20 protein-coding genes, 1 tRNA gene and 1 pseudogene are annotated in these 25,434 nt (G+C 46.1%); 14 read left to right on the top strand and 8 right to left on the bottom strand.

All coding sequences use genetic code 11. From position 1 onward, the window contains the following. Positions 1–69: 69 nt before the first annotated feature. Positions 70–143: transfer RNA gene (locus E7747_RS00740), tRNA-His, on the bottom strand. Between the two features lie 226 nt (positions 144–369). Between E7747_RS00740 and lepA the strand changes: the two genes are divergently transcribed. The 5 genes from lepA (at position 370) to E7747_RS00715 (ending at position 10,478) form a co-directional block, all read left to right on the top strand. Beyond that, positions 370–2,157 (top strand): translation elongation factor 4, encoded by a 1,788-nt coding sequence (lepA, locus tag E7747_RS00735; RefSeq protein ID WP_136413456.1) that lies wholly within the window; start codon positions 370–372, stop codon positions 2,155–2,157. 67 nt (positions 2,158–2,224) lie between these two features. Beyond that, positions 2,225–3,964 carry a helix-turn-helix transcriptional regulator gene (locus E7747_RS00730; RefSeq protein WP_136413454.1) on the top strand — a complete coding sequence of 580 codons (1,740 nt, stop codon included), beginning with the start codon at positions 2,225–2,227 and terminating at the stop codon, positions 3,962–3,964. A gap of 334 nt (positions 3,965–4,298) precedes the next feature. Beyond that, positions 4,299–5,597, top strand: coding sequence for a TlpA family protein disulfide reductase (locus E7747_RS00725; RefSeq protein ID WP_168185174.1), 1,299 nt, complete (start codon positions 4,299–4,301; stop codon positions 5,595–5,597). Between the two features lie 48 nt (positions 5,598–5,645). Further along, positions 5,646–9,068 carry a SusC/RagA family TonB-linked outer membrane protein gene (locus E7747_RS00720; protein ID WP_136413450.1) on the top strand — a complete coding sequence of 1,141 codons (3,423 nt, stop codon included), beginning with the start codon at positions 5,646–5,648 and terminating at the stop codon, positions 9,066–9,068. Between the two features lie 12 nt (positions 9,069–9,080). Continuing rightward, entirely contained in the window at positions 9,081–10,478 is a 1,398-nt protein-coding gene (locus tag E7747_RS00715) for a RagB/SusD family nutrient uptake outer membrane protein (RefSeq protein WP_136413448.1), read from the top strand. Between the two features lie 194 nt (positions 10,479–10,672). Here the strand turns inward: E7747_RS00715 and E7747_RS00710 are convergent, their stop codons facing one another. From E7747_RS00710 to E7747_RS00685, 6 genes are all read right to left on the bottom strand, one after another. Then, complete coding sequence (locus tag E7747_RS00710) at positions 10,673–11,710, bottom strand: hypothetical protein (RefSeq protein ID WP_136413447.1); 1,038 nt, start codon at positions 11,708–11,710, stop codon at positions 10,673–10,675. Positions 11,711–11,824: 114 nt separating this feature from the next. Beyond that, positions 11,825–12,292 (bottom strand): DUF6108 family protein, encoded by a 468-nt coding sequence (locus E7747_RS00705; RefSeq protein WP_136413445.1) that lies wholly within the window; start codon positions 12,290–12,292, stop codon positions 11,825–11,827. A gap of 47 nt (positions 12,293–12,339) precedes the next feature. After that, positions 12,340–12,864, bottom strand: a complete 525-nt coding sequence (locus tag E7747_RS00700; protein ID WP_136413443.1) for a hypothetical protein — start codon at positions 12,862–12,864, stop codon at positions 12,340–12,342. Next, positions 12,861–13,367 (bottom strand): RNA polymerase sigma factor, encoded by a 507-nt coding sequence (locus E7747_RS00695; protein WP_136413441.1) that lies wholly within the window; start codon positions 13,365–13,367, stop codon positions 12,861–12,863. Before E7747_RS00695 ends, E7747_RS00700 begins: the two co-directional genes overlap by 4 nt. A 326-nt stretch (positions 13,368–13,693) precedes the next feature. Next, complete coding sequence (locus E7747_RS00690) at positions 13,694–14,182, bottom strand: P-loop NTPase family protein (RefSeq protein ID WP_136413440.1); 489 nt, start codon at positions 14,180–14,182, stop codon at positions 13,694–13,696. A gap of 23 nt (positions 14,183–14,205) precedes the next feature. After that, positions 14,206–15,156, bottom strand: coding sequence for a phosphatase PAP2 family protein (locus tag E7747_RS00685; protein WP_168185173.1), 951 nt, complete (start codon positions 15,154–15,156; stop codon positions 14,206–14,208). Between the two features lie 250 nt (positions 15,157–15,406). Here E7747_RS00685 and E7747_RS00680 point away from each other — a divergent pair, with 250 nt between their 5' ends. From E7747_RS00680 to E7747_RS00645, 8 genes are all read left to right on the top strand, one after another. Beyond that, positions 15,407–16,621: a tyrosine-type recombinase/integrase gene (locus tag E7747_RS00680; protein WP_136413436.1), complete on the top strand. Its 1,215-nt coding sequence runs from the start codon at positions 15,407–15,409 to the stop codon at positions 16,619–16,621. Positions 16,622–16,739: 118 nt separating this feature from the next. Beyond that, positions 16,740–17,357 carry a uridine kinase gene (udk, locus tag E7747_RS00675; RefSeq protein ID WP_123613172.1) on the top strand — a complete coding sequence of 206 codons (618 nt, stop codon included), beginning with the start codon at positions 16,740–16,742 and terminating at the stop codon, positions 17,355–17,357. 124 nt (positions 17,358–17,481) lie between these two features. Further along, entirely contained in the window at positions 17,482–18,234 is a 753-nt protein-coding gene (lptB, locus tag E7747_RS00670) for an LPS export ABC transporter ATP-binding protein (RefSeq protein WP_228449346.1), read from the top strand. Between the two features lie 100 nt (positions 18,235–18,334). Continuing rightward, positions 18,335–20,248 carry a WG repeat-containing protein gene (locus E7747_RS00665; protein WP_136413434.1) on the top strand — a complete coding sequence of 638 codons (1,914 nt, stop codon included), beginning with the start codon at positions 18,335–18,337 and terminating at the stop codon, positions 20,246–20,248. 247 nt (positions 20,249–20,495) lie between these two features. Next, a complete protein-coding gene (locus E7747_RS00660) occupies positions 20,496–21,140 on the top strand; it encodes a S1 family peptidase (protein ID WP_228449219.1) in 645 nt (214 codons plus the stop codon). After that, positions 21,137–21,580, top strand: coding sequence for a hypothetical protein (locus E7747_RS00655; protein ID WP_136413432.1), 444 nt, complete (start codon positions 21,137–21,139; stop codon positions 21,578–21,580). The genes E7747_RS00660 and E7747_RS00655 overlap by 4 nt, the downstream gene beginning before the upstream one ends. Continuing rightward, a complete protein-coding gene (locus tag E7747_RS00650; protein ID WP_136413430.1) occupies positions 21,580–22,635 on the top strand; it encodes a DNA-methyltransferase in 1,056 nt (351 codons plus the stop codon). Before E7747_RS00655 ends, E7747_RS00650 begins: the two co-directional genes overlap by 1 nt. Then, positions 22,599–23,453: a NotI family restriction endonuclease gene (locus E7747_RS00645; RefSeq protein ID WP_136413428.1), complete on the top strand. Its 855-nt coding sequence runs from the start codon at positions 22,599–22,601 to the stop codon at positions 23,451–23,453. The genes E7747_RS00650 and E7747_RS00645 overlap by 37 nt, the downstream gene beginning before the upstream one ends. Positions 23,454–23,502: 49 nt before the next feature. Here the strand turns inward: E7747_RS00645 and E7747_RS00640 are convergent, their stop codons facing one another. After that, positions 23,503–24,312, bottom strand: a complete 810-nt coding sequence (locus E7747_RS00640; RefSeq protein ID WP_136413427.1) for a hypothetical protein — start codon at positions 24,310–24,312, stop codon at positions 23,503–23,505. A 469-nt stretch (positions 24,313–24,781) separates the two neighbouring features. On the opposite strand from E7747_RS00640, the pseudogene E7747_RS00635 reads away from it, so the two are divergent. Next, a pseudogene (locus E7747_RS00635) lies at positions 24,782–25,404 on the top strand (LysE family translocator). The last annotated feature ends 30 nt before the right edge of the window (positions 25,405–25,434 follow it).

The raw sequence follows: 25,434 nt of genomic DNA, 5'->3' as shown, positions 1-25,434 counted from the left end.
CTGAGAAGTGAAAATAATAAAGGTGGCCCGGAAATTCCGAGCCACCTTTATTGGGCAAAATTACTTAGGGGTGAACAGTGGGGGTCGAACCCACGACCTTCGGAACCACAATCCGACGCTCTAACCAACTGAGCTATGCTCACCATGTTTCTTGGTTTTGCGCTGCAAAGGTAGGACGTTTTTTTGAAACTGCCAAATTTCTTGCAAACTTTTTTTGATAAAATGTAAAAATTATCCAAAATCTATCAATTTGACTATGTGAAATGGGGGGCTAAGTCTGAAAATAGTTGTTCGCATAGGGGTCGATTATAAAATTCATATACTATATATAATAATAGGAGGAAAATATTTGCTAACTTTGCAGTCAGTATGAAAAATATCCGCAATTTCTGTATTATAGCCCATATCGACCACGGCAAGAGTACGCTTGCCGACCGTCTTCTTGAGTATACCAACACTGTTGCAGGAAAGGATCTGCAGGCACAGGTGCTTGACGATATGGATCTGGAGCGCGAACGAGGCATCACAATCAAGAGCCACGCTATCCAGATGAATTATCGTCTGAACGGTGAGGACTACGTGTTAAACCTGATTGACACTCCGGGACACGTGGACTTCTCATACGAGGTGTCGCGCTCGATTGCAGCCTGCGAGGGTGCTCTTCTTATCGTCGACGCTTCGCAGGGCATTCAGGCTCAGACCATCTCGAACCTCTATATGGCCATTGACAACAATCTTGAGATTATCCCCGTAATTAATAAAGTGGATCTCGACAGTGCGAAGCCCGAGGAGGTCGAGGATCAGATTGTGGATCTTCTCGGATGTGATCCGGAGGAAGTAATCCGTGCCAGTGGCAAGACCGGCATCGGTGTGCCTGAAATTCTTCAGGCCATCATCGAGAGAGTCCCTGCGCCGAAAGGTGATCCCGCAGAGCCTCTTCAGGCTTTGATTTTCGACTCTGTATTCAATCCATTCAGAGGCATTATCGCATATTTCAAGATTGTCAACGGCACGATACGTAAAAATGACTTCGTGAAGTTTGTCGCCACCGGCAAGGAGTATAATGCCGATGAGATAGGTGTGTTGAAGCTCGACATGCAACCGTGTCAGGAACTTTCGGCCGGTAATGTAGGGTATATCATTTCAGGTATCAAGACTTCGCGTGAAGTAAAGGTAGGTGATACGATAACTCATGTCAACACTCCTTGTGAGAATGCAATCGACGGTTTTGAGGAAGTGAAGCCGATGGTCTTCGCAGGTGTCTATCCCATAGAGACCGAAGATTTCGAAAACCTGCGTTCGTCGCTTGAAAAACTTCAGCTCAATGACGCATCTCTGACTTTCCAACCGGAATCGTCGATGGCTCTCGGATTCGGATTCCGTTGCGGATTCCTCGGACTCCTCCACATGGAAATCATTCAGGAGCGTCTCGGCCGTGAGTTTGACATGGACGTGATTACCACTGTGCCGAACGTTTCATACCGAGTCTTTGACAAACACGGAAACATGACCGAAGTCCATAATCCTTCCGGTCTGCCCGAACCGACGCTTATCGACCACATTGAAGAGCCTTATATCCGTGCGTCCATCATCACGGCGGCCGATTACATAGGGCCGATAATGACCCTTTGTCTTGCCAAGCGCGGAGAGCTTGTGAAGCAGGAATATATCTCCGGCAACCGCATGGAACTGATTTTTGACATGCCGCTCGGTGAGATTGTGATTGATTTCTATGACAAACTCAAGAGTATCTCGAAGGGTTACGCATCGTTTGACTACCATCTGCACGATTTCCGCGAGTCAAAGCTTGTCAAGCTCGACATTCTTCTTAACGGAGAGAGTGTCGATGCGCTGTCGACTCTCACCCATGTCGACAATGCCGTCACTTTCGGACGCCGTATGTGCGAGAAGCTCAAGGAACTTATCCCACGTCAGCAGTTTGACATCGCTATTCAGGCTGCCATCGGAGCAAAGATTATTGCCCGTGAGACCATAAAAGCAGTGCGTAAGGATGTGACAGCAAAGTGTTATGGCGGTGACATATCGCGTAAACGGAAACTTCTTGAAAAACAGAAGAAGGGCAAGAAGCGCATGAAGCAGATCGGTTCGGTCGAAGTTCCGCAGAAAGCTTTCCTTGCAGTGCTGAAACTTGACTGATGCGGGGAAACAGTCATTCCGGTCATCTCAAATTCTCCCCTTCTCTCCATACGATAGCATTTCCTGCATGAAAATTAAAATATTGATTCATATTTTGATATTGGCGATGTCTCTGGCATCGCCTTTCATGCTTCGTGCCGAAGCCATAGGCGGAAAAGATACAATCAAAGCCTACCTTTCAGCCCTTGAAAACAATCCGAATGACAAGGAACTGTTGAAGACCATAGCATTTTATTATATGAATATAGGCGACAGGGAACGGTCAAAGGAATATGCCGAAAGGCTTATGGCGGTCGGAAAGCTTACGGGCGACAGGGATTTTTGTGAGCTTTACGGCCTGATAGTGCTCGGATCGTCAGATTTTGATACGGATGCTGACAGCTGTTTCCGTAATCTGGAAAAGGCGAGGATAATCGCCGACAATTCCGATAACCATGACGCGCTGCTTTCAATCAACAACAGCATGGCCATGTACTATATGTTTGTGCATAATGACATGTATACCGCCACATCTTATTACTATAAGGCTCTTGAAGATGCCAAGGCCATAAATGATGAGCGACGTTACGGAATAGTCCTTTCCAACCTTTCGGGCGCATATCTGACAATGAACGATGTGTCGGGACAGAAACTTGCCGAACAGGCTCATGAAATCGCTGAGAAAAGAGGTGAGCCTATACCTTTATATTATGCCAAAGAGGCGTTGGCGCATTTCTATATTATGTCAGACAGTCTCGACCGTGTGGAAAAATTGCTCGGAGAGATTGAGGAGCTTCATAAAGAGGGCGGTTTTGGAGGAGAACCTGAGCTGTATCTTCTTAAAGCGCAGCTTGCAGAGAAGCGTGGTGACATATCGACAGCATACAGCAACTATGCCAATGCGATGGAAAACTTCGGCAATGTCGATGGCTCGTCAATTTCGGCTACATATCTCTCATACGCCAGTCTGCTGAGACGTGACAATAATGTCAAGGCCGCTATAGAGGTGTTGGAACATGGGCTTGGCTATGTAAAATCATCGGAAATGAAAATTCATTTGCCGGAGATTATAAAAGAGCTTGTATATGCCTACCGTAATGCCGGATATTATCAGAAAGCTCTTGACTGCAGTCTTGACTATCAGGCTAGTCAGGACAGCATGTTTAAGCTCAGCCGCGAACGGGCGTTGCATGAAAACCGTATCCGTCATGAAGTATATAACAATGAACGGATCATAGATGAGCAGCGCATTGAGCTTATGGAGACACGCCATCGGATTATGCTGCTGGCGGTTTGTGTGGCAGGCATCCTTATGCTGCTTGGACTTACATATTTCAATTATAGAAAAAAGGACAGACTCTATCGGGCAATCGTGTCGCAGAACCGTGAATATATGTCACGGGAACAATTACTGCTCGAACGGATTGAAAAAGCCGATAAAACAAAGAGCCCGGGAAGTTCCGGTCTTTCCGGCGACAAGGCCGATGACCTGATGTCGCGTTTTACTGTTCTGATGTCGGAGCATAAACTTTTCACAGATCCGTCAATCACGGTCGGGGCTGTGGCCGAGAAACTTTCGACCAACAGGACATATCTATCGAGAGCGATCAATGATTCGATGGGCAAGACCTTTACGCAGGTCATCAATGATTACCGCATTCGTGAGGCAATATCTTTGATTTCCGATCTGGACGCGAATATGCCGCTGAAACAAGTCTGTGCGGAAGTCGGCTTCAGTTCTCTATCGACATTCTATACAACTTTTCAGGCGACGACAGGCATGACTCCTGCCCGCTACCGTGCGCAGCTTAGGGATATGAATGGCTGACCCGCGATTCCGAAAGCTTTATTTCCCCGATTTTATAAAGACACCGCAGTTAAGCATTATGCCTGACTACGGTGTCTTAAAATTTTTATACTGTTATGAAAATTTAAATAATAGAGTTAAATTCAATTCCATAAATCTCAATTTTACGATTCCGAAAACAATAATTTTGTGGTTTTTAGGCTGTAATTCTATATTTGCGAGTACAAAATGCAAATAATAATCAGTAACCATTCAATATCTCATTCCTATGTTTAATTTGTGCTTGAGGTTTTTATCCTTAATTCTTTTATCCAGCTTTTTCTCGAATATCCTTTTTGCTTCTGATGGTTCCCCGTTGCTCAAAGGCAAAATAAATGTCAGCGAGCCTACGGAGGTTGCAGTCGTCTATGATTACGACGGAGACAATTATGTCCAGACTGTCAAGACCGCTGCTGATGGTAGTTTCGTCTTTGATTTCGATCTTCCTGCCGAGGCTGTGGATGTATTGGTCTATGTCGAGAGTGAACCGTTCGGAGCATATCTTAAACGAGGAGAGACCACTGTTATGGATATCGACAAAGGTGGTGATGTGGCATTCAGTGGTGACAATCTGGCGGAAAACAAATTTCTCAACGCCTATACCCGTGGCTTCTACCCCATGCAGTATAAGCCGAGCCCCGATCTTCCATTTGTCCTTTCCGACTATCTTGACCGTCTTGAGAAGAATGCAGGTGAGGCAAGAAGACTCCTTGCCTCAGTCAAAGAGCCTCGTAAGTCTCGCTACTCACGCATGACAGATGCTTATTATAATGAAGTGCTGCTCAGACTTCTCGGCATGGACTCATCATATTCGAAAACCGATCATAAAGCTCAGATGGATTCAATAATAGCGACGATAGATCCGAATGCTGACGAATCGCGTCTGACCGGCATTATAAACTATTGGTATAACCGGTCTGATATCCATCGCAAAGGAAATGCCGCTTCTATTATTGACTACATGAAAGATCAGTTTGCAGGAATCGACAGCGTGCTGACAAATGAGGGAAACAAGAAAAGCCTGTGGATGACGTTGGGATCGATGTTCATGATGTATAGTCCGTCTGAAAATGATGTGCAGGATTTTTTTGCTGCAGTCGAGCCACAGCTATCACGTGCCCCTATGGTAAAAGAACGCATCATGGAGGTTTATGAAAGCATGAAGCCTAAAGTCAGCAACGGCGATGTCGTGCCGACTGATCCTGTCATCATCTCTCCCGACGGTTCGAAATGTCATCTTTCCGACCTTCTCGGAGAAAGTGTTGTCTATATCGACATCTGGGCTACATGGTGTGGTCCGTGTTGCCGTGAGATTCCATATATGGAAAAGGTTGTGGAGCAGTTCAAAGGTAACGAAGGTATAACTTTCATAAGCATTTCGCGAGATGACAGCCGTCAGGCATGGCTTAAGAAACTTGACCGTGACAAACCGGAATGGCCACAATATATATTTGACAAGAGTTCGGGTGATGAATTCATGAATGCGATGAGCATAACGGGAATTCCCCGTTTCCTGCTCATCGGCAAAGACCGCAAATTCATCTCAGTTGATGCGGAGCGTCCGTCAAATGAAAAAATAGCGGAGATATTGAATGCTGCCATAGGCAAGGAATAGAGTTATAAATAAGAAGGTCTTACTAACCAATCAATCCCCATTTATCACATGTATAAACCAATCTTATATTTATTGACCGGGACAATGGCCATGACATTGCCGGTCGGCGTCAGCGCTCAGGCGGGAAAAGATAATGTCAGGACATCTATGGAGAAAATCGAGAAAAAAACTATCTCGGGAACTATATTTGACGAAGACGGAGACCCTCTGCCGGGAGCTACGGTATTGGTGGAGGATTCCAAGGAAGGGACATCGACTGATGTTGATGGAAATTTCACTCTTATGTCGGGCAAGAAAAATCCTACGCTGGTGATTTCGTATGTCGGAATGAAAACAGCGAGAATCAAGGTCGACAATGGAGGACGATATATCAGAATCCGAATGCAGCCGGCACCGAACATGATGAACGAGGTTGTCGTAACGGGCTATCAGAACATCAAGCGTGAAAGCGCCACCGGTTCATATCAGGTTCTGACATCCGATGATCTTGACAAACGTTCGACAACTGACCTTGCATCGCGCCTTGAGGGTACTGTTCCGGGGCTTGTGATGGATCCTAAGAAAAATTCGACCGATGAGGATGCCTTTACAATCCGAGGTGTCGGCACGTTTCAGGCCAAGTCAAGCCCGCTGATTGTGGTTGACGGTCTGCCGATTGAAGGTGGAATCTCTACGGTCAATCCCTACGACATCGAAAATATAACTGTGCTCAAGGATGCGGCTGCCGCATCAATCTACGGTGCTCGCGCTTCGAATGGTGTAATCGTCATCACTACCAAGCGTGCAAGTCAGCAGCGCATGACCATCGACTTCAACACCGACCTGACCATAAGCGAGAAACAGGACTATAGTAACTATGGCTGGGCTTCGGCAGCAGAGATGATCGAGCTTGAACGCTACAATTTCAATGCCATGCTTGCCGAACCGGGGCAAGCCGGTCTCAACAGTGTTATGACCGACTATGACAATAACCGTCGCGGAAACATCTCGAAGGTAATGCGTATGCTGCTTCAGAACCGCAAAGGTGAATTGAGCGATGCAGATTTGAATGCGACTCTCAGTGACTGGGCACGCAATGACTACCGAAAGGAATATATGGATGTGCATGACCGCACACAAATCACCCAGCTCTATAATCTTTCCATGAGAATGCAGGGCAATTCACTCAGTTCAAGCTTCAATGTCAACTATTCGAGTGACAATATGGGAGTCCGGAACGAGAACCAGAATTCTCTTTCTTTCAAATATCGTGGTGATCTTAAGGCTTGTAAATGGCTTGACCTCTCATTCGGGGTAAATGTGCTTAATACGCGCAGCAAGACTCATAGTCTTGGCGAGTATGGCTCAATCAACTCATTCCTTCCCTACGAATCAATGTATGATGCCGACGGTACACGTCGCGGGATGGAAGCTGCGATCTATACCGGTCACAATGCGTTTGACAACCCTGTCTACGAACTGAAAAATCCGACTTTCAATCTCGCCGATGAGATGGACCGTAATTTCTCAAAACGGCGTTACACGAACACCCGTACATTCATTCACGCGAATTTCAACATCCTTCCCGGCTGGACTGCCTCAGGCCAGTTCCAGTATGAGGATATCTTCGCCCGTACACGCACCGTTCACGAGGCTGATTCTTATATGATGAGAAATATATATAATCTCTACACTACAGCTTCATCAGTGATGGAATGGGTTGATGATACGAGCAAGGACTGGTGGGGCGCGGATATGGATTTCGATGCGTGGATGGCTGATCCGGAGCATTACGGCATGACTCAGGTCGCCAAAACCGAGGCGAAACACCATGTTCCCGACGGCGGTAGTCTTGAAACCTATACACAGGAGGCAAAATACTATACATTCAGGGCGCAGACAGGCTATCGAAACACTTTTGCCGGAAAACATTTCATTGATGCTGTGGCCGGTATGGAATATCGTCAGACCAAGACAACAAGCGAAAGCAGTGTGATGCTCGGCTATGACGAGGTTACCCAGACCAACCTTAACCTCAAGACCGACTGGGACTATATAAATAATCCGACAACAAATGTTTTCGGTGCGGATAATCCAGTATATGGCGCACCGTCAACGTTCAAAACCACCAATATCCTTCATCGCTACTATTCGCTTTATGTCACAGGAAGCTATGTCTATGATAACCGTTACTCGGTTTCGGCAAGCTACCGCGTAGACAAGACAGACCTTTTCGGCGCTGATCCTGAATTCCGTGGTCGTCCGCTGTGGTCGGTGGGTGGCAGCTGGAATGCGCACAACGAGACATTCCTTCGTGATTATAATTGGCTCAACGCTCTGAAACTCCGTGCAAGTTATGGTCTGACAGGCAATATAGATCCGAATTCTACAAGCTATCTGACCGCCACAATATCCACCAACTCTATTACGGGTGGCAAGCAAGGTAATCTTCAGACTCCTCCCAACGACCAGCTCCGCTGGGAAAAGACTGCGACATGGAATGCCGGTATCGATTTCGCTTTTCTCGGCTATCGTCTCAACGGTTCGCTTGACTACTATCACAAGAGTGGTTCTGACCTGCTTACAATCACAGACCTTGACCGCACGACCGGCTGGTCGAGCCTGACAATCAACAGCGGCAACATGATTAACCGTGGTGTCGAACTCCAGCTCGACGGTGTGATACTCCCGTCGCATGGACGTCGCAGTCTCGGAATCCGTCTCGGATTCAATTTCGCCTACAACCACAATGAGGTGACATCGGTCTCACACCATGTGAACAGTGGTGTGGAATATCTTAGCTCTGCTTTGCTCCACGAAGGTTATCCGATCAATTCTCTGTTCTCGTTCGACTATACCGGTCTGAAAGAGGTTGACGGTCTTTGGTATATGGGATGGCGTGACCATAATGGCGAAGAGCATACCACTTCGATCTCCAACAGTGAGTTTACCATTGACGATGTTATTTATTCAGGTCCTGCTACTCCTAAATTCACAGGGGCGATTACCCCGACAATCACTTGGAATGGATTTTCGCTCTCTGCTATGTTCAACTATTACGGCGGGCACTACATGCGTGTCGGAAACGATGAATGGTCGGAAAGTGCCGGCGGTGGTTACGGCTACGGCAATACATTCGGCAACGGTGCAGTCTCCTCTAGCGCACTCCGCTACTGGCACGGCGATACATCATATCCCGCCAACGGATATTTCCAGAAAGACTACAAATATCTGAACTATGCGTCATACCGCAACACCAACGTAGTCCATGCCGATTATCTGAAATTTCGCAACGTGATGCTCAGCTATAATTTTGATCCTAAGCTTTGCCGGAAAATAGGTCTCAATGATATCCGTCTGCGTTTTCAGGTCAACAATCTCGGGACATGGGCACGTAATTCCCGCAATATCGACCCGGAAGCAATCTCAGGCGGACGGCACATCGACAAAGTGCCGCGCAGCTATACTTTCAGCCTCTTCTTTAACCTCTAAAAACAGTCTGTAATGAAAAAAATATATGGATTCATAGCGATGTTGCTGCTTTTTGTGTCATGTGACGATAAGCTTGACATCGTACCGAAAGGGAAGACCACACTCGACAATATCTCTGACCTTGAAACTCTGCTCGAACAGCGCTATATGCTTTCGTCGACCGCCTACTACGAGACAATGTGTGGCAACACTTATCCTGAATTGTGGAAAACGCCGGCCTCTATACTCGCAGACCGCAGTACGGCTGAATATGCCGCTCTTGCCGGTGATGAGTCTGTAGACCGTGTCGAGCTTGCCACCTCCGACGGCAGTTATGAATCGGCATACAGCTATATCAACTACATGAATGTCATCATTTCGAAAGTCGATGAGGTTTCCGGCGATACCGGCACTAAGAAGCGTGTAAAGGCCGAAGCTCAGATTATGCGTGCATGGTTTCATTTCCTTATGGTCAATCTTTACGCCGCGCAATATGATGAAACCACAGCAGCCCGACTCGGAGGTGTGGCCTATGTGGATAACACTAATGTTCAGGAACAGAAGACCAAACGCTCCATCAAGGAAGTCTATGAGTGCATATTGAATGATTGTAGCGACGATGTAATCGCTGATCTTACGCAAAGTTCTGTCAATAACCCGTTTCGTATCGGTGCTGATTTCGGCAACGGTGTGCGGGCTATGGTGCTGATGCAGATGAAACGTTATGACGAGGCGCTCAAGTATGCCCGTGAGGCAGTCAGGTTCAACAGCACGCTTGAAGACCGTCTCGCCGCGCTTGAGGTCGGCGCATGGACTATTCCTCATGCTTCTCCAAACAACTATCTGCTCTGCTACCACAACAATTCAAATATAGGTGAATGGGGTGGTGTCATCTGTACACCGGATTATGCCTCTGAGATAGACCCTGATGACGTGCTTATGGTGCTCGGTCAGTTTACTCAGGACGGCTGGGGCGATACATCGGGCTATGGACCTGCTGACTCTTATATGTGTGGTAGCTGGGATGTGCACTATAACTCCTATGGACTGCGTACCGAAAACATGTACTATACGATTGCCGAGTGTATGATACGTGCCGGTCAGTACCGCGAAGGTCTCCGTTTTGTCGATGAGGTGCGCGACCGTCGTATATATGGCGACAATCCTCACTATTTTGACCGTACTGATATCTCAACCGAGGCGCAGGCTATGGAGATTCTTCAGCGCAACAAACGTCAGGAAATGTTTACCACAATTTATAATTTCCTTGACCGTAAGCGCTGGAACACCGAGGATGCCTATCGCAAGACGGTTGTCCATGATTGTGGAGAGGACGGTAAATTTACTGTCAGCCCCGATTCTCCCTTATGGATTACCCCATTTCCAAAGACCGCTACGCTCTACAATTCATCGCTCACTCAGAATTATTGAGCAGGAATGTAGCTTTTGCCATTATTACAATGGATTGAAATGTGAAACATTATATACCTGTTATTCAGCGGGACTGTGAATCAGTCTTGAATAAAGTAAAGTTAAGTTCGAAATAAGAATGAAGCCGGGACGACTGCGTGATGCAGCCGTCCCGGTGATGTTTGTGTTTGTATGGAAATCTGATTGCTGATGTATCAGAAGCTAAGCATGACACCTGTCGAGAATGTTCCGAACTCCAGTCCTGTAGATGTGTTGAGGCGTTTCATTGGGGCATAGCGGGCGTAGACTCCGATGCAACGGTAGTTGAATATTGCCATTCCGTCCAAAGTCGCTCTTCGCTGGTTGATGTCGCCTGTCTTTATCTTGTAGTCGCTTCCTTCAAATGAATATTTTGTCTCGATGTGCGCACCTGTGTTGAAATTGAGCACCGGTCCAAGCTTGAATCCGCAATAGTTTTTATGTCCGAACTTTATTCCATAGAGCAACGGTATCTGCAGGCTGAAAAGATTGATACGTGATTCTCCGTTTGTCTGCCCGTCGGCGTAGGGTATGAGTGATATCTTGCCGTCATTGTTCTTGCTGAAGTAGTTCGGCCCTTTTGTGGTGAGTTCCTGCCAATGGATACCGAAACCCATTGAAAGCGAATGCCTGCGGTGTGTCATCTTGATACCGAGAATCATGTTGAATATGAATTCACTGCTTTTCCACATCGATACATTCATGTCAGTATTGGTATTTATCGGAGTTCCCCATCCGAATCCGATGCCGTCTGAAATGACATCCCATTTTGTCGATTTTTTATGTGAAATCGTAAACCCGAAATCACTTCCTTTGGTACCGATATATGATTTTATCGAGCGGTTGTCCGGGTCGGCGAATGTAAAGGTGTAGGAGAGTGGTTCGCCTTCCGAACTGGTGAATCGGATTTTAACGTCGTTGGGCGTTTCGCACACAACAATGTCGCTGATATCCGGATAATTTATTTGTGTCTGGGTTATTGAACCGTATGTTTTTTTCTGGTTGCCCGAGTTATAGAAAAATGTATCCTGACCGCCGTTGAGGTTTTTGACTGTTATTGCGGTCGAAGATGCCGATGATATGACATATATGCTGCTTGCGGTAGAGGCATTGAGAAGAGTGTCGCACGGCACACTCTGCGTTGAGTCGGTCTGTGCGTTTGCCGAGAATGTTGCAGCGATGATTGTGGCTGTGAATAGGAGTTTGCGTAGCATATCGTGATTCTGTTTGGATTTACTGTATGAATTATTATGACTTGTGATTTTACGACGTTTCACTGTCGATACTAAGATTATAGAATGTGAGTCTTGGATTGACGGATGTCCTGATTATTGTTTCGCGATGGATTTTATAAGTGCTTCAGCTTTTGTGTTGCTGATAGGTCCGTCGAAATAAATGACCATGACCGTCGGTTTCTTGGCTCTGTCATTGTTGAGGTAATAGAGATAGCGGTTAAGCTTTTTACCGTCGGAGTTTATCTGTGGAAGCACGAAGAACGCATAGTGCAGTTTGCCGTCGCGATAACGTACGTTGCGGGCTGTGGCATGCGATCCGTCAGCCACGACAAGAGGCTGGACTATAGGTTCATATTTTTCTGCATTACCCTTGAATGTGGCGAATGTGCTGAGTTTGTGGCTGCGAAGGAAGTTTTGGTCGCCGCTCATCATTGTTTCGGTTACGGTAGGATCCGAGCTATATTTTCCTCCGAAAAGCCGGCTGATTTCAAGTCCCGACTGCGCTGCGGCACACAGCCGGAGAGCTAATAAGGCTGCCATTATTATAAATAGTCGTTTCATATTGAAAAGTGAATTTTATTGTGTACGTTAAAATGATGATCGCTGACTCAGATGTCGGAAAAATCGATTGGTGACTCGTATGTCTCGATGATAGGGGCTATGTCGCCGAGTTCGTCGGCAAATGAGCGGTCGGAGTCATCGACGGCATCGTCAAATTCGCGCAGGTCTTCGGTGAGTAGCCTGATGACATCGCTTTCGTCGGTGATACATTTTCCGTTGGCGTATGCGATACATTTTCCATCGCTGCCGGAATTTGGAATAGGTCGGTCGGCAATGTTGATGCCGAGTGTGAGCAGTAGAGCCAGTGCCGCCGCTATGCTGAGAGTGATGCGGATGTTCGGGCGGTTGCTGTGGCGGTCGGTCTGTCGGGTAGGTATTGCGGTTGTCCGGGTGGACGCATCCGGCCGGCGGAATCCCATCAATGCTTTAGCCTCGTCAATTGACGGATGAGAGTAGGTGGTCGACGATATGGTGAGGCGCAATTGTCTCTCCTCCTCGTCTGAAAGCGAGCAGTCATAGAAGCGTTCGATGAGTTCGAGTAGCTCCGGGAGAGTTATTTCATGCTGTTTCATACTGTCTGGGTTTTACGGTAGATTTCTCTGATTGATTTGCGTGCCCTGCTGAGGGTCACACGAACATTTTCCTGTGTCATGCCGAGTGTTTCAGCCACTTCTTCATATCCGAGTCCTTTGATGTCGTGGAGCTCGAACACCTCGAATTGCCGTTTGTTGAGAACCCGTCGGCTGAGACTGACAACGGCTTCGTATGTCTGTTGTCTTTCCTTTGTTGTTTCCGTTTCATCTTCCTGCTCGATTATATGGCATGAATCTTCGATTGAGACTGTCGGCCGGCTTGTCGAGCGTCGGTAGGAGTCGATAGCAGAGTTGCGGACAGCCGTATAGCTTAGTTTGAGTGCTTCTGTTTCATCTTCAATGATTGGATGTCGTGACCACAGACGGCAGAACGCATCATGAATGATGTCGTCAGCTTCCTCTGAGCCTGCAATACCCGCAGCCATACTGCGGAGTTTTGCCCGGAACGCCATGAAGGTTGATGTCAGAATATCTGTAGGCACTTGTCTTTGCTGATGAATTTAAACTGTTAAATAATCCAGGCTGATATCTCAGCTTGGTAAAAATGCCACTCGTCGATGTCGGATTTAAACCTCGTTTTAAGTGGCTTTCACTTATCTTAACGGAGCATGCTTCGGATTGTAACAAAAAAAGTAAAAAATTTTTGAATAAATACGCATTTTAGGCTGTCTGCTGCTGTAAATATCCGATTATTAGTTGATTATGAAAGGTGTATTTTTCAGGGAAAAGATAGGATACTTGTAAATAAGGAAGTCAGTATGACTTATAACGGAAACACTGTCTTGGAAATCTTATAAATGAGGCCATCCTACAAGGTGTTTATAAAATCATCGGCATCTTTTCTGGAAGTGAATCGGATGATGCGGCAGTCTGATTTGTAAGATTCAAGGAGCAGTTCGATCACAGGCTGTTGATATTTCGGGAATTCCAGAATCCATTGACGGAACTCCTCGTCCCATTCTGTTTCAGTCCAAGGCATGTCTTCGCGTGGTTTGCCCATGCGTGCTTCAACGCCTGCAAGGCATACGTCGACCGGTAGATCGAAGAAAAACACGGTGTCGCATTCTTCAAGACGCATTTTTAAGGTCCGGAGATAGTTGCCGTCGATAATCCACTGATCGGTTATAAGTATCTTTTGGAGATTCTCATCAAACTCCTCGCGGCCTACTGTCGTGCGGTCGGGTCTGTGCCAGAGCATGTCAAGATAGTGGAGCGGTAGACCTGTTTTTTGTGCCAGCTTACGGGAAAATGTACTTTTTCCCGCGCCGGGACATCCGATTACTAAGACTTTGTCCATATTTGTGATATTAGGAGATTTGGTCAGAATACTGCGATAGAGCTTAGACCGAATGTTATTGCTGAGACAGCTGACGGTGTGGTCATTACCCGATAACCGAGCCTCGCTGCAAAGGCGAATGACGGAGTCAGACGCCAGTTTAGCGCAGTTTCGATGTCGCCTTCAAATCCATAGCTGTTGTGTGACCATCCCTTGGTCGGCAGAAGGCGCATGAAGCCGGCATAAAGCGATGTCTCTATTGCCAATGCTTTGACCGGCAGTCGAAAATGGCCGACACCACCCACTGATGCGCCATAGGCGTTGATGGGATTTATATATGTGTCGTTGACGATGACCGGCGCTGTGATTCCCCGAAGTGTCATTGCAAGTCCCCAGCGTTGGGTGAGTGGCAGCTGGCCTTTGAGCGATACCCCGAATGCGGTGGCAATATCAGAACCGATGTTGAAGACCGCTTCACTTGTCATTGCGATTGATGGTCTGAAATCATTATCGGATGAAGGCAATGTCATTTTATCTTTTGGGTTTAACAGCCGGTTGCAAAGCCAGTAGGAGAATTGCGTGGAGACAATGCCAAGTCCTGCTCCGGCAATGACATCCGAACCGTAGTGATGGCGCGTTACCACTCGTTGGAAGCCCACGGCCGATGCCGCGGCCTGTGCGCCGACAGCCCACCACGGAGAATGGCTGTAAAGCTCGTTTGACACTATTGTCGATGCTGTGAATGCCCACGATGTATGGCGCGAAGGAAAGGAATGGTTGTCCTCACCGTTGGGACGTGTCCTGTCAACCGACCGTTTCACCAGTTCTGTAAGAGCTGCGTTGACGACAAGTGATGATGCCGCCGAAACGGATATTTCCAAGGCGTTACGCGTCTCGGTTGCCGTTGAGTCGGCAGGGGATGAAGCATAGAGTCTGACCGATGATGACAGGAGGAATATCAGCAGGAGTGAGTGTCGTGTAAGTTTGTAAAGCATGAGAGCGGTGTGGAAAATGGAGGAAGATTGGACTTTTTCATTTGGTGGATAGGCTTCATAAAAAGTCATATTCCGTAAAATTGTCATGACAAAATTATTGTCATGAAGTTTGCTTACCTTCGCAAAGGTAGCGATTTGTATCAGGATAAACAAACGCCCGGCATGCAGTCGGGATAGGGATTGACATGATTCATGCGCATTAATAATGTGAAGTTGTTAGTAACTTGGGGCAAAAAAATCTATAGAAATCATGGCTTCAATAAGACTCAGATATCAGCAATCTAAAGGCGCATCAGACAATCAGGCTGAAGGCCGTATTTCAATCCAGATAACACATAAGTCTCGTACAAGGACAATAAATACAGGATATGGTCTGCTCCCTGACGAATGGGACAGACGGCGTGAACGCCCGGTGATTCCCGACGACCCTTCACGTTTTGCGACGGTTGCCGCCTGCCGGGAGACAATTATGCTTGATCTGTCACGGATTAAAAGAATTATCACCGTTCTTGAAGCGTCGTCGCCTGACTATACGGTCGATGAGATATTTGACGCTTACAGGATTTTCATGCTTGACTACTCGCTGTTTTCGTTCATGACCTCCCAGATATCTTTGCTGCGACATCGCCGTCGCATGCGGACGGCGGAGACTTATGTGGCCGCGCTCAGGAGTTTCAGCCGCTTTCGCGGAGGGCGTGACATTATGCTCGACGCGCTTACGCAGGAAGTGGTGATTGGTTATGAGGATTATCTGCGTGACCGGGGGCTGACACCCAACACCACATCATTTTATATGCGTATACTCCGCGCCGTCTACAACCGTGCGGTCGAGCGTGGTGGAATAGAGCAGAAATCACCGTTCCGAAAGGTCTATACCGGGGTTGACCACACACGCAAACGTGCCCTTCCTCTGGTCGACATACGTCGTATCAGCCGTCTGTCGCTCGCATCAACGCCACATCTTGAATATGCACGCGATATTTTCATGCTGAGTTTCTATATGCGCGGTATGAGTCTGATCGACATGGCCTATCTTCGCAAGTCCGATCTTCGTGACGGTTATGTGGCTTATCGCCGCCGTAAAACCGGACAGAAACTATGTGTCGCATGGACTCATGAGATGCAGTCTATAGTCGACAAATATCCCTCTGCCACAAGTCCATATCTGCTGCCTGTCTTCCGTAGCGGCGGCTCTGATTCCTATGCGGCCTACCGTAACGTATCTTATAGGATCAACCGGAGTCTGAAACAGATTTCAGTAATGATCGGAAGCCGGTCGGCCATCACTCTCTATTGCGCCCGCCATTCGTGGGCTTCAATAGCCCAGACTAAAAACATCCCGATTTCGGTCATAAGTGCCGGAATGGGACATGCTTCCGAATCGACCACACGTATTTATCTCGCATCGCTTGACACATCAGTGGTCGACAGGGCCAACAGCGTTATAATCAAGAGCGTGTTTTAGACCTGTCCGACAATAAAATTCAGGTGCATCGACACCATCGGATGACAAATTTTTTCATGGCTCGATTTGGATAATCGCGCTAAGGCTGTTAACTTTGCAGAAAATAGATTAATTATATATGTTAATAATAGGCATAGCCGGTGGGACCGGCTCAGGAAAGACCACCGTCGTCAACAAGATTATCAACAGTCTCCCTGCCGGAGAGGTTGCGGTGCTACCGCAGGATTCCTATTACAAGGATTCCAGTCATGTCCCCGTTGAGGAGCGCAGTAAGATAAATTTTGACGAACCGGCGGCCATCGAGTGGAGTCTGCTGGTCGAACACATCCGTCAGCTTAAGGAGGGACGCGACATCGAAATGCCGACTTATTCCTATCTGACTTGTACCCGTCAGGAGGAAACGGTGACTGTAGCTCCGCGCGAGGTGGTGATTGTCGAAGGCATTCTTGTGTTGACCGACCCCGTTTTGCGTGAGATGATGGACGTGAAGGTGTTTGTCGATGCCGATGCCGACGAGCGTCTCATCCGTGTCATTGCAAGAGACTGTGTGGAGCGTGGCCGCACGCCGATAATGGTTCTCAACCGCTATCAGGATGTTCTGAAGCCGATGCACGAAATGTATATCGAGCCGTCCAAACGCTATGCGGATCTGATTGTGCCTCAAGGTGGAAGCAATGTTGTTGCCATACAGCTGCTGACCGACTATATAGAGTCGCGTCTGCGCCGGGTACAATAAAATGTTTAACAGTCTTTAAAAACATCCACAGTCTCTAAGCCAAGTCCCATTTATGGAAGAAAAGCAACAAGAAACAGCCCACTCGGAGCCTGTGCGCGATTATCCTGTCGGCACTCCTGACAAAATGGTGCTCCGCACCGACAATCTTGTCAAGAAGTACGGCAAGCGAACCGTGGCCAACCACGTATCGATTAACGTTACACAAGGTGAAATCGTCGGTCTCCTCGGCCCTAACGGCGCCGGGAAGACCACGACTTTCTATATGACCGTGGGGCTTATCACCCCTAACGAAGGACAGATATTCCTCAATGACCTAAACATCACGAAATACCCCGTCTATAAGCGTGCCCAGAATGGCATCGGCTATCTTGCCCAAGAGCCGAGCGTATTCCGTAAACTCTCTGTCGAGAACAATATCAAGGCAGTCCTTCAGATGACCAATACCTCGGCAGAATATCAGCGCGACAAGCTTGAAAGCCTTATCGCGGAGTTCAGCCTTGAAAAAGTGCGCCACAATCTCGGCGACCAGTTGTCGGGTGGCGAGCGCCGACGCACGGAGATTGCCCGCTGTCTGGCCATAGACCCTAAGTTCATAATGCTCGACGAACCTTTTGCCGGTGTCGACCCCATTGCAGTCGAGGATATCCAGTCTGTGGTCTATCATCTCAAGGAGAAAAACATCGGCATCCTTATCACTGACCACAATGCGCAGGAGACGCTTCGAATCACCGACCGCGCTTATCTGCTGTTTGAAGGCAAGATTCTTTTCCAAGGCACATCAGAGGAGCTTGCCGAAAATCCTACTGTCCGCGAAAAATACCTCGGACGTGACTTTATGTTCTATCGCAAGAAATTTGACTACCCTGAAAACAAATAGTTGACTACGAACATTATAATATGTATAGACCTTTAGTTCTCACATTAAAGAGGGCTCACGCGTTCAACGAAAAACAAAATTTACACATAAAGTTATAAAAATGAAAAAATTCGACATCCTAACCGCTCTGTTCCTGACGACGGCAGTGACGTCGAGTGCTCAGATTGCAAACTGGAAGGTTATGCCCGAGTATGACTCCATCCGTCTGCGTGACAACGGACTGGTGGAAGTGAGCCAGAATGGCAAACATGGTCTGCTTGACAGCGAAGGGGCTCAGTTACTTCCTGTTGCCTACGACAGCATCGGCGCTTTTAACTCCGGGCAGGCGTTGCTTTTCAATGAATCTAAATTCGTCGGTTTTGTAAATCCCGAAGGGAAAAAAGTAGAGGTTGATCCCAACTATATTCTCGTGCCTGACATGGAATTTTTCTCCGAAGGATTCCTGACCGTGAAAAAGGGTACTCACTACTATTTCCTTGACGCCGACGGAAATTCAGTCGCAGGCCCGTTTGCAGGTCTCAGGCCATATTCCGGCGGTTATGCGGCAGTGGTATGCTATGAGGATGTCGAAAAGAAACCCGAAGACACCTATAATGCCTATATCAACAGAAACCAGACCCTTGTACATATAAGGGAGTATGACAAGAAGGATGAATTGAAAAAGGATGACTTGGCGTTTATATCGTCGTTCCGCGACGGGAGAGCCATGTATGTCTACAAACGTAAAGCCTACATCCTTACTGATTCACTGACTTCTATCCCTGTAGCCTCCGATAGTCTCGCAAGCAAAAAGACGATAGTGCAGTTTGAAAAGAACAGCACTCTTGATCCGGTTGAAGGCGGCTATCTGCTTCGGTCGAAAACAGGCTATTTCTACTTTAACAAACAGGTGCAGCTCGACAAAATAGAGAATGCAGGTGTCAACCTCTTTGTCTATAATGCACCTAAAGTAGAGACAGTCGATAAACCGAACGACCTTTCCGCTTTCGGCGAAAACGGTTCGGTCGGGGTGAAATATAAAGGTGAAGTTGTGCTCCCACAGCAGTTTGCCGAGGTGATTCCTCTCGGAGGCCAGTTTGCTGCGGTAAAACCTCAGGACAAATGGGGTATCATCCATCTCGATACCGACAACCAGATCAAACTCCGTCTCAACAACAACGAGCATATCGGATTCAATCATCGTTATTATACGGCCAAGCTTGCTGCCTCGATGCCATCCTATATCAAGTGTAACAACGCCACTATTGTTTCCAAATCAGACGATTGTGAGATTCAGATTGAGAGCCGTCACGAAAATGACAACATCGAGCGCAACACCCTGACCTATGATTGCCGGCTGTCGATACCTCCACATCTGACCGACACTCTTTCGACTCAGGAATATACGTATGCGCTGAAATATAACGGCTTTACATCGATAGACTATAAGGTGCAGATTCCACAGTGGTATGTGAAGTATTATGAAGTAGCTCTGTCGAACAACAGATTCACACTTGCGCCAAACGACACAATCAGCGTTGAATTTGATCTTGTGAAGACAGATGTGGCCCGCAACGACGAGACCAACTATTTCAAGACCGTCGAGCTTATCACCAACGAGGCTAATGCTATCCCGCTCAACAAGATTACCGAGAACCATTACGGCTTCCGTATCGGTGGCATCGACCGCGAGAAACTTGCTTTTGTCGTGCGTATCACTGAAGTCGGCTGTCCTTCGATAGAATACCCCTTCGAGATGCTTTTCGAAAAGCCTGAGCCGAAGTCAAACAAAAAGTCGGTTGATGTTACTGTCAGTCCTGTCAGACAGGTGCCCGGAGTCCCTGCCTTTATTCTTGACGGGACACCCGAATATCAACCTCAGGCGCTTCCTGCCGACACGACTACGACAACCGCAACCAATCCTGCTCAAGTTCTGCTGGGCACCACAAAAGTCACCACGCCCACGCTAACGCACTATAACATTGTTTGTTATGCGTGTCAGCACAGGCGTATATCTTTTTTTGTGACGACTTAATACGCTGATATTCAGCATATATTTCAAATTCATCCAAATCCATTCAACTTCATTCAACCCCACACCACCGCCTCGCAATTCCAAATTTTAACAGACTTTAATCATATCACAGCGATAAAACCTTTAGCTCGACGAGGCTCGACCGAGTCAAATGTGGTGACCTTCGTCAAAATTTCACTGGGTCACCACATCTAATGGTTAAGATCTCAGAAAATTTTCTTAACTTTGCAATATATTAAAGATTGTAATGAACTTCACTCAGAATACTCTTATCGTTGGGCATATAACCCCAAATGGAATAGATATGTTAGGAACGGGATTCCTTGTTACTAACAATGGTAAAATAGCTACAGCAAGACATGTTGTTGGTAATATTACTGAAGGGCTGTGCATTCTTATGCCACATATTTCAGATATGAATGCTTATCAAGATGTTGCAGACAATCGCTGTCGACCGATTCAAGCCATTGTGGAAGACATAAATCCGGTAACAGATATATGTATACTACAAGGTGTGGGCTTGGAATTTGATGGTATATTGCCCAAATTGGACAGTCTCGACAACGTAAGAGTCGGTGAAAAAATAGGAATGTTTGGCTTTCCCCATTGCGTAATGGGTAGGAGAGTGCTTACATATCGAGAAGCTGAAATTGGAGCTAAAATGCTTTTAGAGACCTCCGGTGTTAAGTCTAAGTATGCGACACTAAACATGCAGACACGTCCAGGGCAATCTGGTTCATTAGTATTAAGCCTTAGGACAGGCAACATTGTTGGCATGCTGATTGGCACCTATGCTCCTTCTTGCGGCGTAATTATAGCTGGCATTAATCCTCATGAATTGAATCAGGATTCCTATTGTATATCTGCTTCATATATCTCAGAAATGTTATGACTTTAGAAATTGAAAATATAACACTCGAGGATTGCTATTCAATTCTTAAACCATATCAGAGAAGAATAGTAGAGAAGCTTGTTGAAAAATATGGCATCGAAGGAGCAGCCGAGAAATGGTTGCTTGCGAAAGGACCTTGTCAGACATCTACTTTTGGAGGGGTAACACAAGATGATAAACAGCAAAATGACTATTGGTCAAGATTCAGGTATGAATTTGACAAGTTGTTATGTGGACATCAAGATTATGAAATTGAAAGAGAGAAATTTGTAGGTACTAGTAAGACGATTGGACTTGCTGGTATTACAGCTATATCAACATGGATTGGTCCTTTGATCGGTCTTAGCCCTGTACTGCTTGTTCCTTCTGTAGCCTTATTGCTAACAACAATATCAAAAATGGGGATCAAAGCATATTGTTCAATTAAATCTTTTGAATAATGTACGGGATAACAGAGTATTTGGTTAATCAAGATATCAATCCTATGTTTCTAGTTGGAAACGCTTTGAACATATTAAAGCAGTTTCCAGCAGAATCTGTTGACTGTTGTATCACAAGTCCTCCATATTGGCAAAAGAGACAGTATGAAAATGGAGGTATCGGGTTGGAGGACTCGCCGGAATCGTTTATAGATAATTTGTTTGCTATCATAGCAGAGATTCATAGGGTACTGAAGCCGACAGGTTCTTTTTGGCTAAATATAGGTGATTCATATGTAAATAAATCGCTCCAATGTATACCATGGAGAATCGCAATTAGAATGATTGATTATGGATGGATTCTAAGAAATAATATAATATGGAACAAGCAAAAAGGCGCATTAAATCCTCAGAAAGATCGGTTTGGATCTATTTATGAAGATTTTTTCTTTTTTGTTAAACAAGAAAAATATTATTTCGATTCTGACTCTGTGCGTTCAACGCCAAGAAAAGCGATAGTTCGCAATGGAACAGTGATATCTGCCACAGGAGTTACAGGTGTCTCATATAAAAGAAAAATTGAATTATCTACAAATCTTACACCTGAAGAAAAAAAGAATGCCTTAGTCGCTCTTGAGATAGTCTTGAATAAAGTTAAGACTGGAGAAGTTTCGGATTTCAGAATGATAATTAGGAATGAGCAGAGAACTACCCATTCGGACTCTATCAAACTATCCGGAAGGGCAAAAGAACTAAAAGAAAAAGGGTATTATTTCTTGTTTTATAATCCTAATGGCACTTTACCAACTGATGTTTGGGAAATTTTACCCGAAGATTCTCAGAAGAGGAAACTTCATTTTGCTCCTTATCCAGAAGATTTATGTATAATCCCCATTAAGTCAACGTGTCCTGACAATGGGATAGTGCTGGATCCCTTTTGCGGGACAGGGACTACAATGAAAGTCGCAAGACAACTAAATAGAAAGTCAATTGGAATTGATTTATCAGAAGAATACGTAAATTTGGCAAAAGATAGATTATGTCACGCATTTCAGAGTTGTTTACATTTCCTGTAACCAACTATAAACTGGATTGGGAGTCAATCGTACAAAACCAATTTTGTAAATATACGCAAAAGAGATGTTTTAAAGTTCGTAAGAGCGAGCCATCGATATCGATTGGAACCTGTATAGTAAAAGTCGGTAAAGACTATAACAATATTGTTATATGTCCACATCGACTTTTACAGAACAATCAAATTTTCTTTGATTGCATTCACTTGTTAAGCACTCATGAGCCGGGCAATGAGTTGCATATTGTTCCAGAGGTTTCTATTCCAGGAGGTAATGTTGATTATTTCTTGGTGTCTACGGACTCTAATCGGAATATTAAAGACTTTGTTGGGATTGAACTCCAAACCATGGATACAACGGGATCCGTGTGGACTGAACGAGAAAATGCATTATACCAGCTTGGCATAAACACATGCGAGCCTAAAAAAATAAAGTCATTTGGAATAAATTGGAAAATGACAGCCAAAACAATTCTTGTTCAACTACACCATAAAGTTGAGACATTCCAGTCAATTAATAAACATTTGGTTTTAGTTGTTCAAGATTGCTTATTAGAATATATCAAGAATGAATTCTCGTTTTCTCATATTCATTATGTTGCCTCTATTGGAGATTCTATGCATATTCATTCTTATGGTGTGTTGACGAAGGAGAATTCATTTAAATTATTCTTAAAAAGTCGGCATAGTACTGACAGTATCGGCATATCGAAATTATTAGGATTACAAGCTAGTGCAAATTTAGGATTAGAGGAATTGATGAAAATTTTGCAGTCAAAAATATCGGATAGCACATTACTTAAATTTAATGAATGTACATAGGCAGAACGCCACCGAGGGAGGCTAATGTTTCTCTCGGTAGCAGTTTATGTTAGTGTATCTTGGGACCTTGGAGGCGTTGTTTTGTCTTCTGCTCTTCGCGATAGCGGTGGAGAGCCTCTTCAATAGTAAGTCCGGGATGGCGGCTTAACCACAATTTGAAATCATCGGTTAGTGCTGGACCATGTGCAAAGCCTTCGTCATGAATCGGTGCTCCTCCGAAAGACGGAGATGCCAATGTGATTCCGGCTCTTTGTGAGTTGTTGACGGAGGTTGTCTGTGTGACTGTCATCTGCTGCTTGAAAGATTCAGGAATATAACGGTCTGCGGGTGGCGGTGTAGGCTCACATCGAGGCTGGGCTGTCTTGAAATCATACCATATCCAGTAATGCTTGCCGACAATTTCATCGGTATTGCAGATGTAGGCGCAAACGGCATCACCCTTCTGATAGCGGGCGAGTTCGTGTGGAGCAATCCGCGCTCCCATATACCCATCCGGCAATGGAGGTATAACAATCGGTTTCGGTTGCTCCTGTCGCTTTGGTGCAACAGATGGACGTGTGGTCTGGGACTTTTGCTGTACTCGCTTTGATGCCGATTCACGGATAGGTTGCTGAATGCTTTTGGGGTCGGGCGTTACCGCTTGCTGTTTCTCTCGACGAGCCTTGAATTTCAATTCAAGATTCTCGCGGCTGAAAAAGGGGTCGAGTTTCCTGTACCAGAATTCATGTCTGCCTGAGCAGTAATACAGGTTTGTTTTCCCTGATTGGCCGGTCTTTTCCTTGACTGTTATACACTGCCGCTTAAGAGCAATGAGAAACGAGTTCCAGTCCTGAATCCGAAAAGCCTGAGCCGAAGTCAAACAAAAAGTCGGTTGATGTTACTGTCAGTCCTGTCAGACAGGTGCCCGGAGTCCCTGCCTTTATTCTTGACGGGACACCCGAATATCAACCTCAGGCGCTTCCTGCCGACACGACTACGACAACCGCAACCAACCCTGCTTAAGTTCCTGCTGGCGTCTCACCTGTAGTAACGCCTGCTGCCCAACCTGCCTCACCTGCTGCAACTCCCGCAAAGGAAGCGACTCCGGTAAATTCATGAACTGAAAACGATTTGCGGATTTAAAGACTATAGTCAAAATCCGCCACAATACACATTTGGCCGTCCCGGAGTCACCCTTGATGTCTCCGGGACGTTTTCATTCCTCCATGTCTCCTGCCGATTGTTTTTTTGATTCATTCATGCTTGGTTTCGTGTTTCGTGACTGAGAAATTTTGTGGCATCGAAGTGTTTTTGTAATTTTGCAGATTGTGATACACCTACCTGTCATAATGTTTCGCGGATTGCTTATCGGCATCCTTGTGTCAGCCCCTATGGGACCGATCGGCATGCTGTGTATACAGCGGACGCTTAACCGAGGGCGTTGGCCTGCGTTTTTTACCGGTGTAGGAGCTGGAGTGAGTGATCTGGCCTACTGTCTGCTGACAGGACTTGGCTTGTCGTTTGTGACAGACTTTATCCAGTCTAACCAGAGTGAGCTTCAGATTATCGGGTCGGTAGTGCTGATAGTCTATGCCGCCTATCTTTTCATGTCAAATCCATCGAGGGCGCTTCAGCCTTCGGCGATGCAGCCAAGCAGCTATTGGAAGGATTTCGGAACAGGATTCCTGTTCACCTTTTCCAATCCGCTCATTCTGTTCTTTATAATAGGACTTTTCGCGCGCTTCAATTTCCTCGCGCCTGAGTTCATGGCCTATCACTATGTTGCGGATATATCTCCATCTTTCTTGGAGCTGTCCTCTGGTGGTTCGGAGTGACATATTTTGTCAACAAGGTGAGACGCCATTTCAACATCCGTTCGATGTGGCTTCTTAACCGCATTCTTGCGGGCGTGATCATGATAATGGGCGCGGTAGGATTCGTGACTGGTATCATGGATCTGTTTTTTGAATAACTAACATCAAATCATCTATACTATTTCTCC

Origin of the sequence: Duncaniella dubosii (assembly GCF_004803915.1) — a bacterium.
GTDB classification, from domain to species: Bacteria; Bacteroidota; Bacteroidia; order Bacteroidales; family Muribaculaceae; genus Duncaniella; species Duncaniella dubosii.
This window is presented reverse-complemented; position numbering and strand designations above follow the sequence as displayed.